Source organism: Plesiomonas sp. ISS29 (assembly GCF_056522795.1).
The window spans coordinates 2,688,334-2,703,648 of record NZ_JAWRZQ010000001.1; the positions used below are offsets into that span (position 1 = coordinate 2,688,334).

Here is a 15,315-nt window from a genome sequence, read left to right on the forward strand (position 1 = left end):
TCGATTAACCTTCCTTCTCAATCTTGGTCAGTACATCGCGCAAGATTGGGGCATATTCATATTTGCCAGGACACACAAAGGTACACAGCGCCAAATCTTCTTCATCTAGCTCTAAGCAACCCAGTGTCTGAGCACCATCGGTATCACCTACGATCAGATCACGCAGCAACAGCGTTGGCAGAATGTCCAGCGGCATAATGCGCTCATAGCTACCAATCGGAACCATAGAGCGTTCACTGCCCTGTGTTGCCGTGGTGAACTTGAACAGATGCTTTTTGAACAAATGCGCCAGTGTTGTGCGGGTCGCAGAGTATTTATTGATACCCGGTACCAGCCAGCCCATGAACTCTTTTTCACGCCCTTCCAACAATACAGAAATCTGATTGTGGAAACGGCCTAAAAAGGCGTGTGGACCTGCGGCAATCGTCCCGTTCAATACAGAACCGGAAATTACGCGGTTATCACCGTCGTTCAGCTCACCCTTGATCAGCTGATCAACACTTGCGCCGATACAGGTACGCAGCAAACGTGGGTTTTTCACCTGCGGGCCAGCCAGCGCAATCACACGATCAGTGTGCAACTCACCGGTGGTGAACAGCTTACCGACAGCGATCACATCTTGATAGCCGATGCTCCACACGGTTTTATTCAGGCTAACAGGCTCAAGGAAGTGGATATGAGTACCCGCTAAACCGGCCGGATGAGGGCCTGCAAACTCGGTAATCACAACCTGAGCATCCGTAGTGAACGGAATTTTTGCGCCTGGTGCTTTGCACAGGTGCACTTTGCCGTCAGTGAGGCGAGTCAATACGGTCAGGCCGTGCACAAAGGCTTCGGCTTGCTCGTTGATCACCACTTCAGGATTAGCCGCCAATGGATTGGTATCCATTGCCGTAACAAAAATGGCTACAGCTTCACTGTCTACCGCCGGCGCTTTACTAAACGGGCGAGTACGCAGTGCAGTCCACAGACCTGACTCGATCAAGTTATCTTTTACTTGCTGGCGATCCAGCGAGCTCAGTTGCTCAATCGGGTATTGAGTAAAAGTGACCTGCTCATTGCCTTCAACGGCAATCACAACAGATTGAAGAACACGCTGAGCGCCACGGTTGACAGCAACCACGGTTCCACTGGCAGGTGCGGTAAATTTCACGCCAAGATTCTTTTTGTCTTCAAACAGAACCTGACCTTTTTTTACCACATCCCCTTCATGCACATGCATGGTAGGGCGCATACCAATGTACTCTTCGCCTAGCGTAGCAACTTGGTTGATGGTCGGACCATCATGGATTACTTGCGTCGGTACACCCGCAACAGGGAGATCCAGACCCTTTGTAATTGTAATCATATTCACTAGCACTACTTTATCGGGAAGGAAAGAAAGATTTGTCCGAGCAAGAAACGACATCCTGACGTCCTTCACCCGAGCCTGTAGGGAATTGGGGTTTATCTAAGCTATTTCGCAAAAATCATCCAACCATTTCACAGTTAGCTCACCGCAGCTCCCGCTGTTGAACTCTTTAAAACTTTCGCTACAGCCGTAACAGATGTAAACCTATTACAAGGGGCGCATTTTAGCATTTTTGCCTCCCCTGATGCCATTCTGAAAGTGGTTAACTCTGCTGTAAACGGCACAAAATTGAGGTGAAAATAGGGGTTTAGAGTGACCAATATTCAATAATGTGATCAACACCTCAACCTGCAAACATTAAAAGCACTGTTTTATTATCACACAAAAAATAATAGGTGAAATATTTAGCAATACATAAAATGAAACGTGGTTTTAACAAAACAAATAAGTGTCATTTTCCCTGAGTTTACAGAGAGATAGTTACTAACATTCTGTTATGTTAATTTTAACAGCGCTCACAACACCAGTGAGCGCGTTGGGCAGGATAAAAACATCTGTATCGCGGGATAAAAACGGGCAGAGCGTAAGTACAATATTTAAGTGCAATATTACGGCTTCTCAATGCGATCGGCTAAACTGCCGCCGCGACACGCCGGTGACTGCGGAACATTTTCTGCTGCCTTTTGCCACTCTTCCAGAGTATATGTATGCAACGCTAAAGCATGAATATGGTTAGCTAACTCATCGGCCAACACCGTATTGACTGCGCGATGGCGGGTAAGTAAACGCTGCCCCTCAAACTGAGCACAGGCGATAACCACCTTAAAATGGCTCTCTGAACCGGCCGGCACATTATGCTGATGGCTTTCGTTTGTCACCTGTAAAAAAGCAGGAGAAAATGCTGCGGTAAGTTTGGCAACAATCTGATCGTACATCATAGTGAGCATAGTGATATTCCTTTTAAAATAGGCTTTCTGCAGTAAAACATGGGCTAAGAACATGATAATAGGGTGATAATAACGAACCTAAACATGCACGCAGCAATCGGCGCAATTAAAGAGCAGAATAGCAGGATTCAGCGCCTTCACCTATGCAGCTGGCTCTGCCGAGGCTGAATTGCACATAGCTGGATTATGTGAAAGTAAAAGAGCGACCTTGTACGCAGAACCACGCCCCGCTCCCCCCACAGGTAAAATTAATCTCTCTACGCTCTTTTCCCTGCAGAAACGGTTGTTTATGATGCAGAATTGGTTTTACGTTATCTTTACGCTAAGGATTTGCGCAGTATGAAAATGCTAAAAAAGGTCATTCTTCCCCTGATTGCGGTCGCGACACTGGCCGGTTGTATCAACCAGCCAACCAACTCTATTGCCGTTAACCCGCCGATTGCCCTGCCACAACAAGACCCTACACTGATGGGCGCGACCATTTCGGTCAACAGCTCGGATCAGCGCCTACAGCCTTATCTAGCGATGGTTCGCCGCTCTGAAGGAAAGCCTGAGCCACTGTATGCTTCGCGTGATATTCGCTTCCTGCTACAAGAGACACTGGAAAAGCAGATGCAAAAACGCGGCTATATGCTGGGCGATAATGGCAAAGCCTCGTTGCAAATCATTCCGGTTGAAGTGTATGCCGATGTGCAAGAAGGCAATTTGCGCCACAACATCACCACCAAGGCAAAGGTCAAAGTGATCACCCGCACCAGTAAAGGTGAGATGATTAAAGAGTTCCGTGCCAGCTATACGGTACAAGGCCCGCTCGGTGCAAAAAATGAGGATATCAGCAAAGCCATTAATGAGGTGCTAACCTCGGTGATCACTGATATGGCTCAAGATGACAGTATCAATACTTATATCCGGCAAAGTGCGTAATTTACGCGATTCAGCCCGCATTATTGACCGATTCCCCCTGCCCTATGCCGACTAAATAGGGCAAAAAAGCAAAAACAGGATAACAATTACGATGAAAAAACTTATTTTGCTGCTAGCTTGTTGGGCTGGTGCTGCATGGGCAGCACCGACTGTCACACTGACCACCAATCAGGGTGAGATTGTGATCGATTTGAATGAAAAAGCCGCGCCCAAGACAGTTGCCAACTTTTTACGTTATGCCGATGATGGTAGCTATGCCGGCACACAGTTTCACCGTGTTATTGCCGGATTTATGATCCAAGGCGGCGGTATGGATGCCGAGTTACGCCCCCGCCCAACCTACGAGCCAGTGGTTAACGAGTCAGCCAACAAGCTCTCCAACCGTTACGGCAGCATTGCGATGGCCAGAACATCAGATCCTGACTCAGCAACACGCCAGTTCTTTATCAACGTCAGCAACAACACGATGCTGGATAATGTGCCCGGCCGACCAGGTTATGCTGTATTTGGTGAGGTAATAAAAGGCATGGATGTTGTGGAAAAAATTGCCGCAGTCAGCACCATCCGCAAAGGCGGTATGGCCGATATACCAGAAACACCGATTATCATTGAAAAAGTGAGCGTAACGCGCTAATTCTGTCAGCAGAGCAAGCCGATTGTGATGCTCTGATTTTTTAGCTCTGGTTACTTTTTTTCAGAAAGCATTTTCCGAAAGAAAAAGGAGTTATTATGCCGGTTTCTGCTGATGCATTTAGTCTATTGTACCGTGAGGCGCTCGCCAACCAGTTGCGGTTAATTCTGCTCGGCTGTGCTGAACCGGATAAATTACAGCTTTTTTGTGATGATATTCTGCACCACTGGTGGGCGGATAACTACAATGAAGATGCGCCGCTGACCGCCAGTGAACATGCTTTCTGGTACGCAATGGCGCTGCTGGAAGCTACACCACTAACAAGCCTGCGTGGTAACCGTTTCTTGCGGACACGGTTGCAAGCCTGCATTGCAACGCTAAGTGAGCAAGCCCCTCTTCCTTCGACCATCAGGGGCATTCGCCCCTGATCCACAAAAACAGGGCAAATGCCGCGCTGTAAAATCTGCAGTAAAAAGTAAAAACAGGCCCTATCGTTTAAATACGGTAAAAACCTTAGCTTTCACTCTCTAGCCCAATAGTGCTAGCCTTTCAGACAAATCATCACTTATAGTCCTGAGCGTCTGCTTTATTGCTAACTATTCGCATTTAGCACTGTTTTGACTGACACAAAGTTAAAGAGAGTACCCTCTGTATGCCATCATCCGCCTCAAGCCTGCGAAATATGCTGAAAAGCTATGCCGATATCCGGCTACTCTGGATTTTTCTTCTGGGCTGCGCCAGCGGTTTTCCGTGGGTGCTGATTGGCTCAAGTATGAGCGGGTGGCTGCAAGATGCGGGGATCTCGCGTTCAACAATCGGCTTTTTCGGCTCCATTTTTGTTGTGTATGCCATTCACTTTATGTGGGCGCCGCTGATTGACCGCGTAAAGTTACCCTTCCTGCATGCCAGACTCGGGCAGCGCCGCAGTTGGATCTGCTTGATGCAACTGTTTATTTTGCTGGCAACGGTGGGTATCGCATTTACAAATCCAGCCAATTCGCTGTTATGGACAGCGGTGCTGGCCTTCACCATTGCCGTTGCTTCGTCAACACAAGATATCGCCATTGATGCCTACCGGATTGATACCCTGTACCGTGACAAAGCACTACTGCCACAAGGCTCGGCCATGGCGGTCATTGGGTGGTGGACCGGTTACTCACTGCCGGGCTATCTCGCATTTAGTTATGCCGACCGCTACGGCTGGCAACATGTGTATCTGGGAATGGCCGCTATCAGCCTTGTGTGGCTGTGTGGTGTGTTGCTGGCACCTGAGCCAGAAACTGGCCGCGAACACCTGCAGGCAGAAGCCGAACAGCAGTATGCAAAACGCCTGCACAATAACCGGATTATCACTTGGCTTGCCGTCACCGTGATTGAGCCTTTTGCCGAGTTTTTCCGCCGCAATGGTACGTCAATTGCGCTATCGATTATCAGTTTTGTCTTCTTGTTTAAAATTGGTGAAGCCTTTCTTGGCCGGATGTCGATCACCTTCTACAAAGAGATCGGTTTTAGTAATGAACAGATTGCCCACTACTCAAAGCTGATTGGCTGGTTTGCCATGGTGGTCTTTACATTGATGGGCAGCGCGCTGAATGTTCGGTTTGGTATTGTGCGTGGTTTATTGATTGGCGGCATCGCGATGGCGGGCAGCAATCTGATGTTTGCTTGGATTGCGACCGTCGGCCCGAATGAGCATCTGTTTGCCGCCACCATTATTGTTGATAACTTTACCAGTGCCTTCTCATCGGTTGCGTTTGTCTCTTTCCTCAGCTGGCTGAGTGGGCGGGCATTTTCGGCCACTCAATATGCGTTACTTTCATCGCTGGGAAATTTAGGCCGCACCACGCTCTCTTCGTTTAGCGGTGAAATGGTTGACCGCCTGCATGGTAATTGGTCACTGTTTTTTATCTGCACCTCCCTGATGGTGATCCCCGGTTTGTTGCTGCTAATTTACGTGGGTAAACGTTTTTCAGCATTAACCCGTGATCCTGAATCACCACCAAAACAACAACCCGAGTAAACAAGGTGAGCCTCAGTATCATTCACCTCACGGGTATGGCAGGTATCGACAACGCTGTACAAAAAACACCGCGAGATAAAGTGACTTAAATCACAAATAACGTTATCGATTGCGCAAGTCATCACAAAAATCGCGATACGTATCACTTAAGCCCTTCCCTCTAGCAGGAAGGGCTTTTATTATGTGCGCCGTTTTGCAGTGTTCCTGCAACCACATTTTTATACCTACGGGTTGTTTAACTGAGGTTTCTCATGCGCAAAAGTCTTGCTGGTTTATCTGCCCTCGCCGTTATGGCATCTGTCTCTGCTCACGCTGAACCTATCTACAGCTTTGCCAATGTCAGTGCTAACTATCTAGATTGGAGTAGCCGTACGGTTAATGAAACATACGATACAAAAAATGATAAACCTGGCAAGAAAGACTTCCCGTATTTAGAACTTGAAGGCGGTGCAGGTTACAACTGGGGTGAAGTTTACGGCTTTTTTGATCTGGAAAACCCAACCCACAGCTATGACCGTGAAGATGGCCGCAGCCTGCGTATCGCGGCAAAAGGTACAGTACGTTACTACTTAGGTGATAGCGGTTTTAACCTATACGGCCACTTCTACGATACCCACTCTGATGGTTTTAATGAACAAAACTTCATCTACGGTATCGGCTACAACTTCAATGTAGGCAGCTTCTGGGCAAAACCATTCCTGGCCGCAAACTACACCAACAACACCTTTTTTGACGGTAATAATGGCTATATGTTTGGCTGGGTTGCCGGTTATGACTTCGTGGTTGCCGATCAAAAGTTCAGCATCACCAACTGGAACGAATACGAATTTGCACGTGATACCGATTACGGTAACGGCGGTAAAGAGGGCCTAAACGGTGCAGTAGCACTGTGGTGGAATGCAACACCAAGCATCACCACCGGTATTCAGTACCGTTATGCAGATAAGAAGCTGGGCAGTGCTGCATACCAAGATGGTCTGATCTACAGCGTAAAATATAACTTCTGATAATCCCCTTTTCTGGTCGGGTTTGGCAGCATAACTGGGCATTGCTTATCAGCAGTATCCGGTTAACCATGAAGCTTTAATAGTGAAGCTCTGACCATAAAAAAGCGCCGCCGATGAGTATTTCACCGGCGGCGCTTTTTTTACGTTTACCGTATTATCCGTAATTAATCACGGAAGTTATTAAACTGGAACGGCTGCCCCAAATCAGATGTACGGATCAGCGCCATTACCGCTTGCAGATCATCGCGGGCTTTTCCGGTAACACGCACCTGCTCACCTTGAATTTGTGCCTGCACTTTGATCTTGGAATCTTTAATCAATTTGACAATTTTCTTCGCCATATCGGTTTCAATTCCCTGCTTGAGCTTCACCTCTTTACTGAAGGTTTTACCGTTGTGCTCACAGGCATCTGGCTCTTCAAGTGCACCATTTTGAATCTCACGCTTTACCAGTGCACTGCGCAGAATTTCCATCAGTTGCTGAATTTGGAAATCAGATTCAGTTGATACTTTGATGGTTTGGTTTTTCTCGTTCAACTCAATGCTGGCAGTGACATTACGAAAATCATAACGGCTTTCCAGTGCCTTATTCGCATTATTTACTGCGTTACGGGCTTCCTGAAAATCAATTTCAGAGACAATATCAAAAGAAGGCATCACGGCTCTCTCTACTTAATCAACAACAACTGGCATGATAGCAGAACTGCAGGCAAGGCGGAAAACCATGATGAAAATTACTGTACTCGGTTGTGGGGCTATCGGGCAACTCTGGATGCTAAAACTGGCCGCCGCAGGCCATGCGGTACAAGGTTGGTTGCGTCAGCCACACACAAAGTGGCACTGTATGCTGGCCGATAGCCCCCTTCAGCCGTATGCCGATAAACTCGGTAATTCACTCTCTGATCACCACTACCCATCTGATGTACCGCAATTTTTTCCGGTAAACCAGCCGGATCATCTAGCACACAGCCACTTATTACTGGTCACTCTCAAGGCTGGCAGCGTAAAACCGGCGCTGCTGGCACTGCTTCACGGCTTGCCCGCCGATTGCCCGATCCTGCTGCTGCAAAACGGTATGGGCAGTTTGTCAGACGCTGAGTGTCAGGCTATTAAGCAGCCGCTTTTACAGGGGATCACTACACATGGCGCGCTACGGGTAAACCGGCATACCGTACGCCATACCGGCGCAGGCACAACCCAGATTGGGGGAATCAACCCGCGCGGGCATGCTTACAGCGTAGCGCTGGCTAATACATTAAATACAGCCTTACCCACAGTCAGCTCGCATCAAAATATTCAGCCATTTTTATGGCAAAAACTGGCAATCAACTGTGCCATTAATCCGCTAACTGCGTTAAAAAACTGCCGTAACGGGGCGCTGCGCGCATTTCCTGATGAGATACGTACACTGTGCGCGGAAGTTGCTGCCGTTATGAGCGCTACCGGAGTACCCGCCGATACCAATGCGCTGTATCAGCAGGTTATGCAGGTGATTGATGCAACAGCTGAAAACTACTCATCTATGCAGCAGGATATTGCCAAAGGCAGAGAGACTGAAATTGCGTTCATTACCGGTTATCTGCTGGAACAGGCTCACCGCCTGAACATTTCTACGCCAGCAAACTTGGCGCTGTATCAGGCGATTATGCAGCGGCAGATACAACAGAACATACAAAATTAGAGATTAGAGATTAGAGATTAGAGATTAGAGAAAATATTATGGGGAAGGAAAACCACCATAAAAAAACAGCACACGGGAAGTAAGCTTCCACTGTGCGCTGTTTTTTTGTATTGCTACCCTACCATTACGCGCGGCGATACACCTTCACATTCATAAAGCCTTTTTCACGCAGATAGAGCGCCTGTAATTTGCTCATTACACCGCGATCACAAAACAGTAAGTAGGTTTTGCTCTGATCCAGCGTATCAAACTGGCTAGAAAGCTTATAAAACGGCATTTTTTGCAATTCAACACCGGCTAAGACCCCTTCTGCTTTTAACGGGCTCTCTTCCTCTTCTTCCGGGCTGCGAATATCTAAAATCACTTCGCCGGCGGCAAAGGCATCAACCGTTTCAACTTCAGGAACTTGCTCTTTAGCCTGATGTGCAATATCACGGATATCCATGTATTTTGCGTTTTCCACCACATTGTCGAGAATGGCAAAATCAAACTTGCCCTCTTCCTCTTCAATTTTGGTTTTCACCGCTTTTACTGTTGGGCTTTTTGAGATCACACCGCAAAACTCTGGCATGGTCTTGGCAAAATCTTCTGTTCCGATTTGGCGTGCCAGCTTGATGATATGCTCTTTATCATGTGAAATCAGCGGGCGCAAAATCAGCGTATCAGTCACATTATCAATCAGACGCAAATTGGTCAGTGTCTGGCTAGATACCTGCCCAAGTGCTTCACCGGTTACCAGTGCCTGAATGCCAAAACGCTCGGCCACTTTAGAAGCGGCACGCATCATCATGCGCTTGAGGATCACCCCCATCTGACCATCTTCAACTTTCTCTAAAATCTCACCCACAACAGGTTCAAAGTTGATGGCACAAAAACGCACTTTATGGGATGAACCAAAACGATTCCACAGATAATGCGAGACCTGTTTCACGCCAATCTCATGCGCTGAACCACCGAGATTAAAGAAGCAGTAGTGCACACGACAACCACGGCGCATCAGCATATAGCTCGATACCCCTGAGTCAAACCCGCCCGATACCAGTGAGAGAACATCCTCTTGCGTACCAATCGGATAGCCGCCAATACCTTCATAGCGTGCCTTGACTAAACGCAGCAGGTTATCATCAATTTCAAGGCGTACCACCACATCAGGCTGGCTCAGGTTAACCGACGCTGTTTCAATGTGCTGGTTCAATCCACCGCCGACATAACGCTCAACTTCCAGCGAATTAAAGCTCTGCTTACCACGACGTTTTGCACGCACGCTGAAAGTTTTGCCTTCCAACAGAGCACGATTTGCGGCTAATGTTTTCTCAAAAATATCGTGTAGATCGGTATATTCGCTCTCTTCCACTTCCAGAACATGGTGGATACCGGGTGTTTCCATCAACCCTTCCAGTAAACGTGCATAATTTTCAGCACTATTATCCTTAGAGCGAACTTCAATATGATCCCAGCGCCGGACAACAGCCAGCGTTTCATCCTGCCTTTTCAGTACAGTACGGATGTTGCCAGTCAGAATTTTAATAAAGCGCAGACGGACTGACTCGCTTTTGATCATGATTTCAGGAAACAGCTTAATGATAAATTTCATATTCTTTCAGTAACACATAAGGAGTGAGAGGAGTGCGCGAAGGCGCGGATTATACACAATAGCGTAGTTGCTGTCTCACTATTGAGCCACACTCTCAGTGGCCGTTTTAGTGGGTTTATCCACCAAAGGTATCGGCGCTTGTGCTTCTGATAGCTTAAGCGGCGCAGCCTCAGTGGCTTTGCCCTGCAAAATATGAATCTCTACCCGCCGGTTTTTCCGACGATGCTCTTCGCTATCATTCGGAAAACGGTTTTGCGTATCGGCCACGCCGGTGACCTCTACCCGCCGTGAATTGAATGTCGGGTTATTTTCCATTTCAATGGCCACTGAAGCCGCACGCTGGGCAGAGAGATCCCACGCCGAGCGGAACAGTGCGGTATCCACATTACGATCATCAGTATGCCCGACAACCAAAATCTTACCTGGGGCATCATTTAACAGGCGGGTGATATCGGCCATTACCGCTCGAAACTTGGGCTGTAAAAATGCCGAACCGGCAGCAAATGCCATTCCCTCATTCAAACGAACAATCAGTTGCTGCCCGAGCATCTCAAGTTCGATACCACCACTGAGATGATCGCGCTCTACCATCAGTTTTAAACGCTGGTACAGATCTTCGGTAGACTGACTCTGTGCCGTGCTGTTTTGCTCAACCTGCTGAGTCTCTTCACGCGGAATTTTAGCCCCTGAGCGATCAGCATCACCCGGCTGGAAATAGAGTGTCGGCAATGTTACGTCAGCGGTCTGCTGCATGATGGTATTGAGCGGAGTAGGATCTGGGCGGCCGGGGCGATACTCTTGCGCCACCACGCTGGTGCCTTTGGGAATATCACGCAGATCAATCTGACTTTGCACACCAAATGCACTGCGCACTGAGCCGGCGATCTGCTTGTATTTCTCAACATCCATCTCTGAAAATGACAACAGCAGCACAAAAAAGCATAACAACAGTGTCATTAAATCAGCAAAGGTGGTCATGTAAGCAGGAGACCCTGCCGGACTGCGTTTTTTTACCGGACGCTCGTCCATCACGCAGCCTCATCCATCAGATCACGCTTTGACTCCTGCAGATAATTTTTCAGCAGTGACTCAATCACCCGCGGGTTAAGCCCATTCTGAATGGCAACCACACCATCAATGATCAAACGGCGATTCAGCGCTTCTTCATCCCGGCGCAGTGCCAGCTTATCAGCAATCGGGTTGGCGATCATATTGGCGATCAGTGCACCATACAGCGTGGTAATCAGCGCAACCGCCATCGCTGGGCCAATCGCCTTAGGATCTGACATATTTGCCAGCATCGCTACCAGACCAATCAGCGTACCTATCATGCCCATCGCGGGGGCAACATCGGCTAACGCACGAAAAATCTGCTCGCCACGTTCATGGCGCTCAAGGGTTAGGTTCAGATCTTTGGTCAGCGTTAAGCGTACGGTGGCCGGATCATGGCCATCCACCAGCATGTCTACCGCTTTACGCATAAACGGGTTGGTGATCTCCATATCCTCAAGTGCCAAAAATCCGCCTTTACGCGCGGCATCGGCCATAGTGGTAAGATTAACTATCAGATCATCCGGTGATTCTGAACGATAAAAGAAGGCTTTTCCCGCAACTTTGGCTGCCCCCCAAAACTGGCTCAGGGTGAACTTCATCATCACCACAAATAGGCTTCCGCCCACCACAATCAGTACAGAGGGAATATCAATATAAACCATGACATTCCCGCCCATGAACATGGCGTAGATAATGAAACCAAAAGATGCCACTAAACCAATGAGTGTTGCCAAATCCACAATACAGCCCTCTAGGAACCAGCAGGGATACAGTTGATTCACATGCTACTGTTGTAACAAACCGTTATAACAAGCCGTTGTAACAAGCATATAAAACTTGCCGTATCCGTGCGTTCTCTACTTCGTTTTTCGTCTGTTATGGATCGCTATCGGCACGCGGCGCAGAAAATTAATCAGAAAAGTGAAAAAAAAGCTCTTTTTCGCACAGTTACTTTCCGGCTGATTTGACCAACTGGCAAGGCTGGGGTAACTTTTGCGCCATAACTCCCTAAAATGTTGACATGTTATGGCCAGAGCTGCGAAAAAACCGACCGATTTTGAAGCCACATTAACTGAACTTGAACAGATAGTGACACGTCTTGAATCGGGTGATTTATCACTGGAAGAGGCTTTGTCAGCATTTGAACGCGGAATTGTGCTTGCGCGTGAAGGCCAGCAGCGCCTGACACAGGCCGAACAACGCGTACAGATTTTGCTCAGTAATGCGCCAAATGCCGCATTAACCCCTTTTTCGGCTGACAGTGAGTCATGAGCGTGCCCTATTCCGAGCTGTTAATTTTATACCGAGAGCGAATTGACCATATTTTAAGCCAGCATCTGGACAGTCTGCCGTTTCAGGATCATGCCATTGTACAAGCCATGCGCCACGGAACACTGCTCGGGGGTAAACGCCTACGCCCGTTTTTGGTCTATGCCACCGGAACGCTGTTTGATATCCCGCTCAATGAGCTTGATGCTCCTGCTGCTGCAGTCGAGTGTATTCATGCCTATTCGCTGATCCACGATGATCTGCCGGCCATGGATGATGATGATTTACGGCGCGGACAACCGACCTGCCATATTCGTTACGGTGAAGCCAATGCAATTTTGGCCGGTGATGCCCTACAAACGCTGGCTTTTACTATACTTGCAGAGGCCGACAACAAAAACAGTGCCGATGCCTTCGCGATACGTTTGGCACAACTGCGTGAACTAGCCGGTGCCAGCGGTGTGGGCGGTATGTGTGGCGGGCAGGCCCTTGATCTGGCGGCAGAAGGCCAAGCCTGTACCCTGTCGCAACTTGAGCAGATCCACAATCATAAAACCGGCGCACTTATTCGCAGCGCAATCCGTTTAGGTGCGTTGGCGGCCGGTTCGCGCGGCTATGCAGCGCTGCCGGCGCTTGATCGCTACGCCAATGCCATCGGGCTGGCGTTTCAGGTGCAAGATGACATTTTAGATGTGATCGGTGATACCCGCGTGATAGGAAAACGTCAGGGCGCAGACATTGGGCTGGGTAAAAGTACCTATCCTGCCCTGCTTGGTATTGCCGGCGCACAGGCAAAAGCGCAGGAGTTATACCAAGAAGCTTTAGGCGCATTGCAAACTCTGCCGTACAATACCAGAGCACTGGAAGCTCTCGCCAGTTACATCATTGAGCGCGACAAATAAAACCTTAAAGCGCAACGCGAGTTTGTGATGAATCTTGATATTGCTAAATACCCGATGTTGGCGTTGGTAAATACGCCTGAAGACTTACGTCTGATCCCAAAAGACAACTTACCTCAGTTGTGCGATGAGTTACGCCAGTACCTGCTCAATTCTGTTAGCCGTACCAGTGGCCATTTGGCATCAGGTTTGGGCACGGTTGAGCTAACTGTCGCTCTACACTATGTGTATAACACCCCTTTTGATCACCTTATTTGGGATGTAGGGCATCAGGCTTATCCGCATAAAATTCTTACCGGCCGCCGCGAGCGGATGCCAACTATCCGGCAAAAAGGCGGGCTACACCCCTTCCCGTGGCGGGAAGAGAGCGAGTTTGATGTGCTGTCAGTTGGGCACTCTTCAACCTCTATCAGTGCTGCGCTGGGTCTGGCTGTTGCCGCCGAGCGTGAAGCAAAGGGCCGTAAAGTGGTCTCGGTGATTGGTGATGGCGCAATGACTGCCGGTATGGCATTTGAAGCGATGAACCACGCGGGGGATGTACACCCTGATATGCTGGTCATCCTCAATGACAACGAGATGTCGATTTCGGAAAATGTCGGTGCACTCAACAACCATCTAGCACGTGTACTATCGGGTAGCTTGTACTCCTCTATCCGCGAAGGCGGCAAAAAAGTACTGGCAGGCCTTCCCCCAATTAAAGAGTTGCTCAAGCGTACAGAAGAGCATATTAAAGGGATGGTTGTACCGGGAACACTGTTTGAAGAGTTAGGTTTCAACTATATCGGCCCAATTGATGGGCACAATGTGGAAGAGCTGACCCGCACGCTGAAAAATATGCGCAGTTTAAAAGGCCCGCAACTGCTGCATATTATGACCAAAAAAGGCAAAGGCTATGCTCCCGCAGAGAAAGATCCGATTGGTTATCATGGCGTGCCAAAATTTGATCCAACCCAAGACTCTCTGCCAAAAAGCACCGGTGGCTTACCAAGCTACTCAACCATTTTTGGTAACTGGCTGTGTGATGTAGCAGCCAAAGATCCGCAACTGGTGGCCATTACCCCCGCAATGCGTGAAGGCTCGGGGATGGTGCGTTTTTCCAAAGAATTTCCCAAGCAGTATTTTGATGTAGCCATTGCCGAACAGCATGCGGTGACATTTGCAGCAGGTTTAGCCATTGGTGGTTATAAGCCCGTAGTGGCTATTTACTCAAGTTTTCTGCAACGCGGTTATGATCAACTGATTCACGATGTGGCAATTCAAAACCTGCCAGTGATGTTTGCCATTGATCGCGGCGGGATTGTCGGCGCTGACGGGCAGACTCATCAGGGGGCATTTGATCTCTCGTTCTTACGCTGTATCCCGAATATGGTGATCATGACCCCAAGCGATGAAGATGAGTGCCGCCAGATGCTCTATACCGGCTACCGACATAACGGGCCGTCAGCGGTACGTTATCCGCGCGGAAACGGCACGGGTGCAACGCTGCAACCGCTAGCGGGGCTGACACTCGGTAAAGGCCGAATAGTGCGAGAGATCAACGCCGATACTCATACTTCATCAGTACCAATATCAACACCAAAGACAGCGATTCTGAACTTTGGTACGTTATTGCCAGAAGTGCTACAGGCGGCAGAAACACTCAATGCCACGGTCGCTGATATGCGTTTTGTCAAACCGCTCGATCATCAGCTAGTCGCTCAATTGGCCGATACGCACGATCTGCTGGTGACAGTGGAAGAGAATGCGGTAATGGGCGGTGCGGGCAGCGCAGTGAATGAAGCGCTAATGTCATCGGCACGCTGTAAACCGGTGCTCAATATCGGCTTACCGGATCTGTTTGTACCGCAAGGCACGCAAGATGAGATCCGCCACGATATCGGGCTGGATGCAGACGGTATTGTGCAGCAAATTACGGTATATCAACAAAAGCTGCAATAAAC

Annotated in this window: 15 protein-coding genes; 9 read left to right on the forward strand and 6 right to left on the reverse strand. The window is 48.7% G+C overall.

From position 1 onward, the window contains the following. Positions 1–4: 4 nt before the first annotated feature. Entirely contained in the window at positions 5–1,348 is a 1,344-nt protein-coding gene (locus tag AC1HDJ_RS12040) for a Na(+)-translocating NADH-quinone reductase subunit A (RefSeq protein ID WP_479536009.1), read from the reverse strand. Between the two features lie 611 nt (positions 1,349–1,959). Continuing rightward, positions 1,960–2,289, reverse strand: coding sequence for a transcriptional regulator BolA (gene bolA, locus AC1HDJ_RS12045; protein ID WP_479537134.1), 330 nt, complete (start codon positions 2,287–2,289; stop codon positions 1,960–1,962). Positions 2,290–2,643: 354 nt separating this feature from the next. Between bolA and AC1HDJ_RS12050 the strand changes: the two genes are divergently transcribed. The 5 genes from AC1HDJ_RS12050 to AC1HDJ_RS12070 all read left to right on the forward strand — a co-directional run bounded on the left by AC1HDJ_RS12050 (position 2,644) and on the right by AC1HDJ_RS12070 (position 6,880). Beyond that, on the forward strand, positions 2,644–3,222 hold the full coding sequence (locus AC1HDJ_RS12050; RefSeq protein ID WP_479537136.1) for a YajG family lipoprotein: 579 nt from the start codon (positions 2,644–2,646) through the stop codon (positions 3,220–3,222). Positions 3,223–3,313: 91 nt separating this feature from the next. Next, positions 3,314–3,856 carry a peptidylprolyl isomerase gene (locus AC1HDJ_RS12055; protein WP_479536010.1) on the forward strand — a complete coding sequence of 181 codons (543 nt, stop codon included), beginning with the start codon at positions 3,314–3,316 and terminating at the stop codon, positions 3,854–3,856. 95 nt (positions 3,857–3,951) lie between these two features. Next, positions 3,952–4,281: a hypothetical protein gene (locus AC1HDJ_RS12060; RefSeq protein ID WP_479536011.1), complete on the forward strand. Its 330-nt coding sequence runs from the start codon at positions 3,952–3,954 to the stop codon at positions 4,279–4,281. A 224-nt stretch (positions 4,282–4,505) separates the two neighbouring features. Continuing rightward, positions 4,506–5,873: an AmpG family muropeptide MFS transporter gene (locus AC1HDJ_RS12065; RefSeq protein WP_479536012.1), complete on the forward strand. Its 1,368-nt coding sequence runs from the start codon at positions 4,506–4,508 to the stop codon at positions 5,871–5,873. Between the two features lie 251 nt (positions 5,874–6,124). After that, positions 6,125–6,880 (forward strand): nucleoside-specific channel-forming Tsx family protein, encoded by a 756-nt coding sequence (locus tag AC1HDJ_RS12070; RefSeq protein WP_479536013.1) that lies wholly within the window; start codon positions 6,125–6,127, stop codon positions 6,878–6,880. A gap of 164 nt (positions 6,881–7,044) precedes the next feature. Here the strand turns inward: AC1HDJ_RS12070 and AC1HDJ_RS12075 are convergent, their stop codons facing one another. Next, positions 7,045–7,536, reverse strand: coding sequence for a YajQ family cyclic di-GMP-binding protein (locus tag AC1HDJ_RS12075; protein WP_479536014.1), 492 nt, complete (start codon positions 7,534–7,536; stop codon positions 7,045–7,047). Positions 7,537–7,603: 67 nt separating this feature from the next. Between AC1HDJ_RS12075 and AC1HDJ_RS12080 the strand changes: the two genes are divergently transcribed. Continuing rightward, positions 7,604–8,560 (forward strand): 2-dehydropantoate 2-reductase, encoded by a 957-nt coding sequence (locus tag AC1HDJ_RS12080; protein ID WP_479538078.1) that lies wholly within the window; start codon positions 7,604–7,606, stop codon positions 8,558–8,560. 124 nt (positions 8,561–8,684) lie between these two features. On the opposite strand, the gene thiI is transcribed toward AC1HDJ_RS12080, so the two are convergent. The 3 genes from thiI to pomA all read right to left on the reverse strand — a co-directional run bounded on the left by thiI (position 8,685) and on the right by pomA (position 11,947). Beyond that, positions 8,685–10,154, reverse strand: a complete 1,470-nt coding sequence (thiI, locus tag AC1HDJ_RS12085) for a tRNA uracil 4-sulfurtransferase ThiI (RefSeq protein WP_479536015.1) — start codon at positions 10,152–10,154, stop codon at positions 8,685–8,687. A gap of 78 nt (positions 10,155–10,232) precedes the next feature. After that, complete coding sequence (locus tag AC1HDJ_RS12090) at positions 10,233–11,183, reverse strand: MotB family protein (protein ID WP_479537140.1); 951 nt, start codon at positions 11,181–11,183, stop codon at positions 10,233–10,235. Then, complete coding sequence (gene pomA, locus AC1HDJ_RS12095) at positions 11,183–11,947, reverse strand: flagellar motor protein PomA (protein ID WP_479536016.1); 765 nt, start codon at positions 11,945–11,947, stop codon at positions 11,183–11,185. Before pomA ends, AC1HDJ_RS12090 begins: the two co-directional genes overlap by 1 nt. A gap of 286 nt (positions 11,948–12,233) precedes the next feature. Here pomA and xseB point away from each other — a divergent pair, with 286 nt between their 5' ends. Genes xseB through dxs form a run of 3 tightly spaced genes read left to right on the forward strand, consistent with a single transcriptional unit; the run spans position 12,234 to position 15,313 of the window. Then, positions 12,234–12,479 carry an exodeoxyribonuclease VII small subunit gene (xseB, locus tag AC1HDJ_RS12100; protein WP_479536017.1) on the forward strand — a complete coding sequence of 82 codons (246 nt, stop codon included), beginning with the start codon at positions 12,234–12,236 and terminating at the stop codon, positions 12,477–12,479. Beyond that, on the forward strand, positions 12,476–13,378 hold the full coding sequence (ispA, locus tag AC1HDJ_RS12105) for a (2E,6E)-farnesyl diphosphate synthase (protein WP_479536018.1): 903 nt from the start codon (positions 12,476–12,478) through the stop codon (positions 13,376–13,378). The genes xseB and ispA overlap by 4 nt, the downstream gene beginning before the upstream one ends. A gap of 27 nt (positions 13,379–13,405) precedes the next feature. Continuing rightward, positions 13,406–15,313, forward strand: coding sequence for a 1-deoxy-D-xylulose-5-phosphate synthase (gene dxs, locus AC1HDJ_RS12110; RefSeq protein ID WP_479536019.1), 1,908 nt, complete (start codon positions 13,406–13,408; stop codon positions 15,311–15,313). Positions 15,314–15,315 lie beyond the last annotated feature (2 nt).

Coding starts and splice junctions, on each gene's coding strand:
- AC1HDJ_RS12065 (WP_479536012.1), top strand. CDS start 4,506: ATGCCATCATCCGCCTCAAGCCTGCGAAATATGCTGAAAAGCTATGCC.
- AC1HDJ_RS12060 (WP_479536011.1), top strand. CDS start 3,952: ATGCCGGTTTCTGCTGATGCATTTAGTCTATTGTACCGTGAGGCGCTC.
- xseB (WP_479536017.1), top strand. CDS start 12,234: ATGGCCAGAGCTGCGAAAAAACCGACCGATTTTGAAGCCACATTAACT.
- AC1HDJ_RS12070 (WP_479536013.1), top strand. CDS start 6,125: ATGCGCAAAAGTCTTGCTGGTTTATCTGCCCTCGCCGTTATGGCATCT.
- AC1HDJ_RS12075 (WP_479536014.1), bottom strand. CDS start 7,536: ATGCCTTCTTTTGATATTGTCTCTGAAATTGATTTTCAGGAAGCCCGT.
- ispA (WP_479536018.1), top strand. CDS start 12,476: ATGAGCGTGCCCTATTCCGAGCTGTTAATTTTATACCGAGAGCGAATT.
- bolA (WP_479537134.1), bottom strand. CDS start 2,289: ATGATGTACGATCAGATTGTTGCCAAACTTACCGCAGCATTTTCTCCT.
- dxs (WP_479536019.1), top strand. CDS start 13,406: ATGAATCTTGATATTGCTAAATACCCGATGTTGGCGTTGGTAAATACG.
- AC1HDJ_RS12040 (WP_479536009.1), bottom strand. CDS start 1,348: ATGATTACAATTACAAAGGGTCTGGATCTCCCTGTTGCGGGTGTACCG.
- AC1HDJ_RS12050 (WP_479537136.1), top strand. CDS start 2,644: ATGCTAAAAAAGGTCATTCTTCCCCTGATTGCGGTCGCGACACTGGCC.
- thiI (WP_479536015.1), bottom strand. CDS start 10,154: ATGAAATTTATCATTAAGCTGTTTCCTGAAATCATGATCAAAAGCGAG.
- AC1HDJ_RS12080 (WP_479538078.1), top strand. CDS start 7,604: ATGATGAAAATTACTGTACTCGGTTGTGGGGCTATCGGGCAACTCTGG.
- AC1HDJ_RS12090 (WP_479537140.1), bottom strand. CDS start 11,183: ATGGACGAGCGTCCGGTAAAAAAACGCAGTCCGGCAGGGTCTCCTGCT.
- AC1HDJ_RS12055 (WP_479536010.1), top strand. CDS start 3,314: ATGAAAAAACTTATTTTGCTGCTAGCTTGTTGGGCTGGTGCTGCATGG.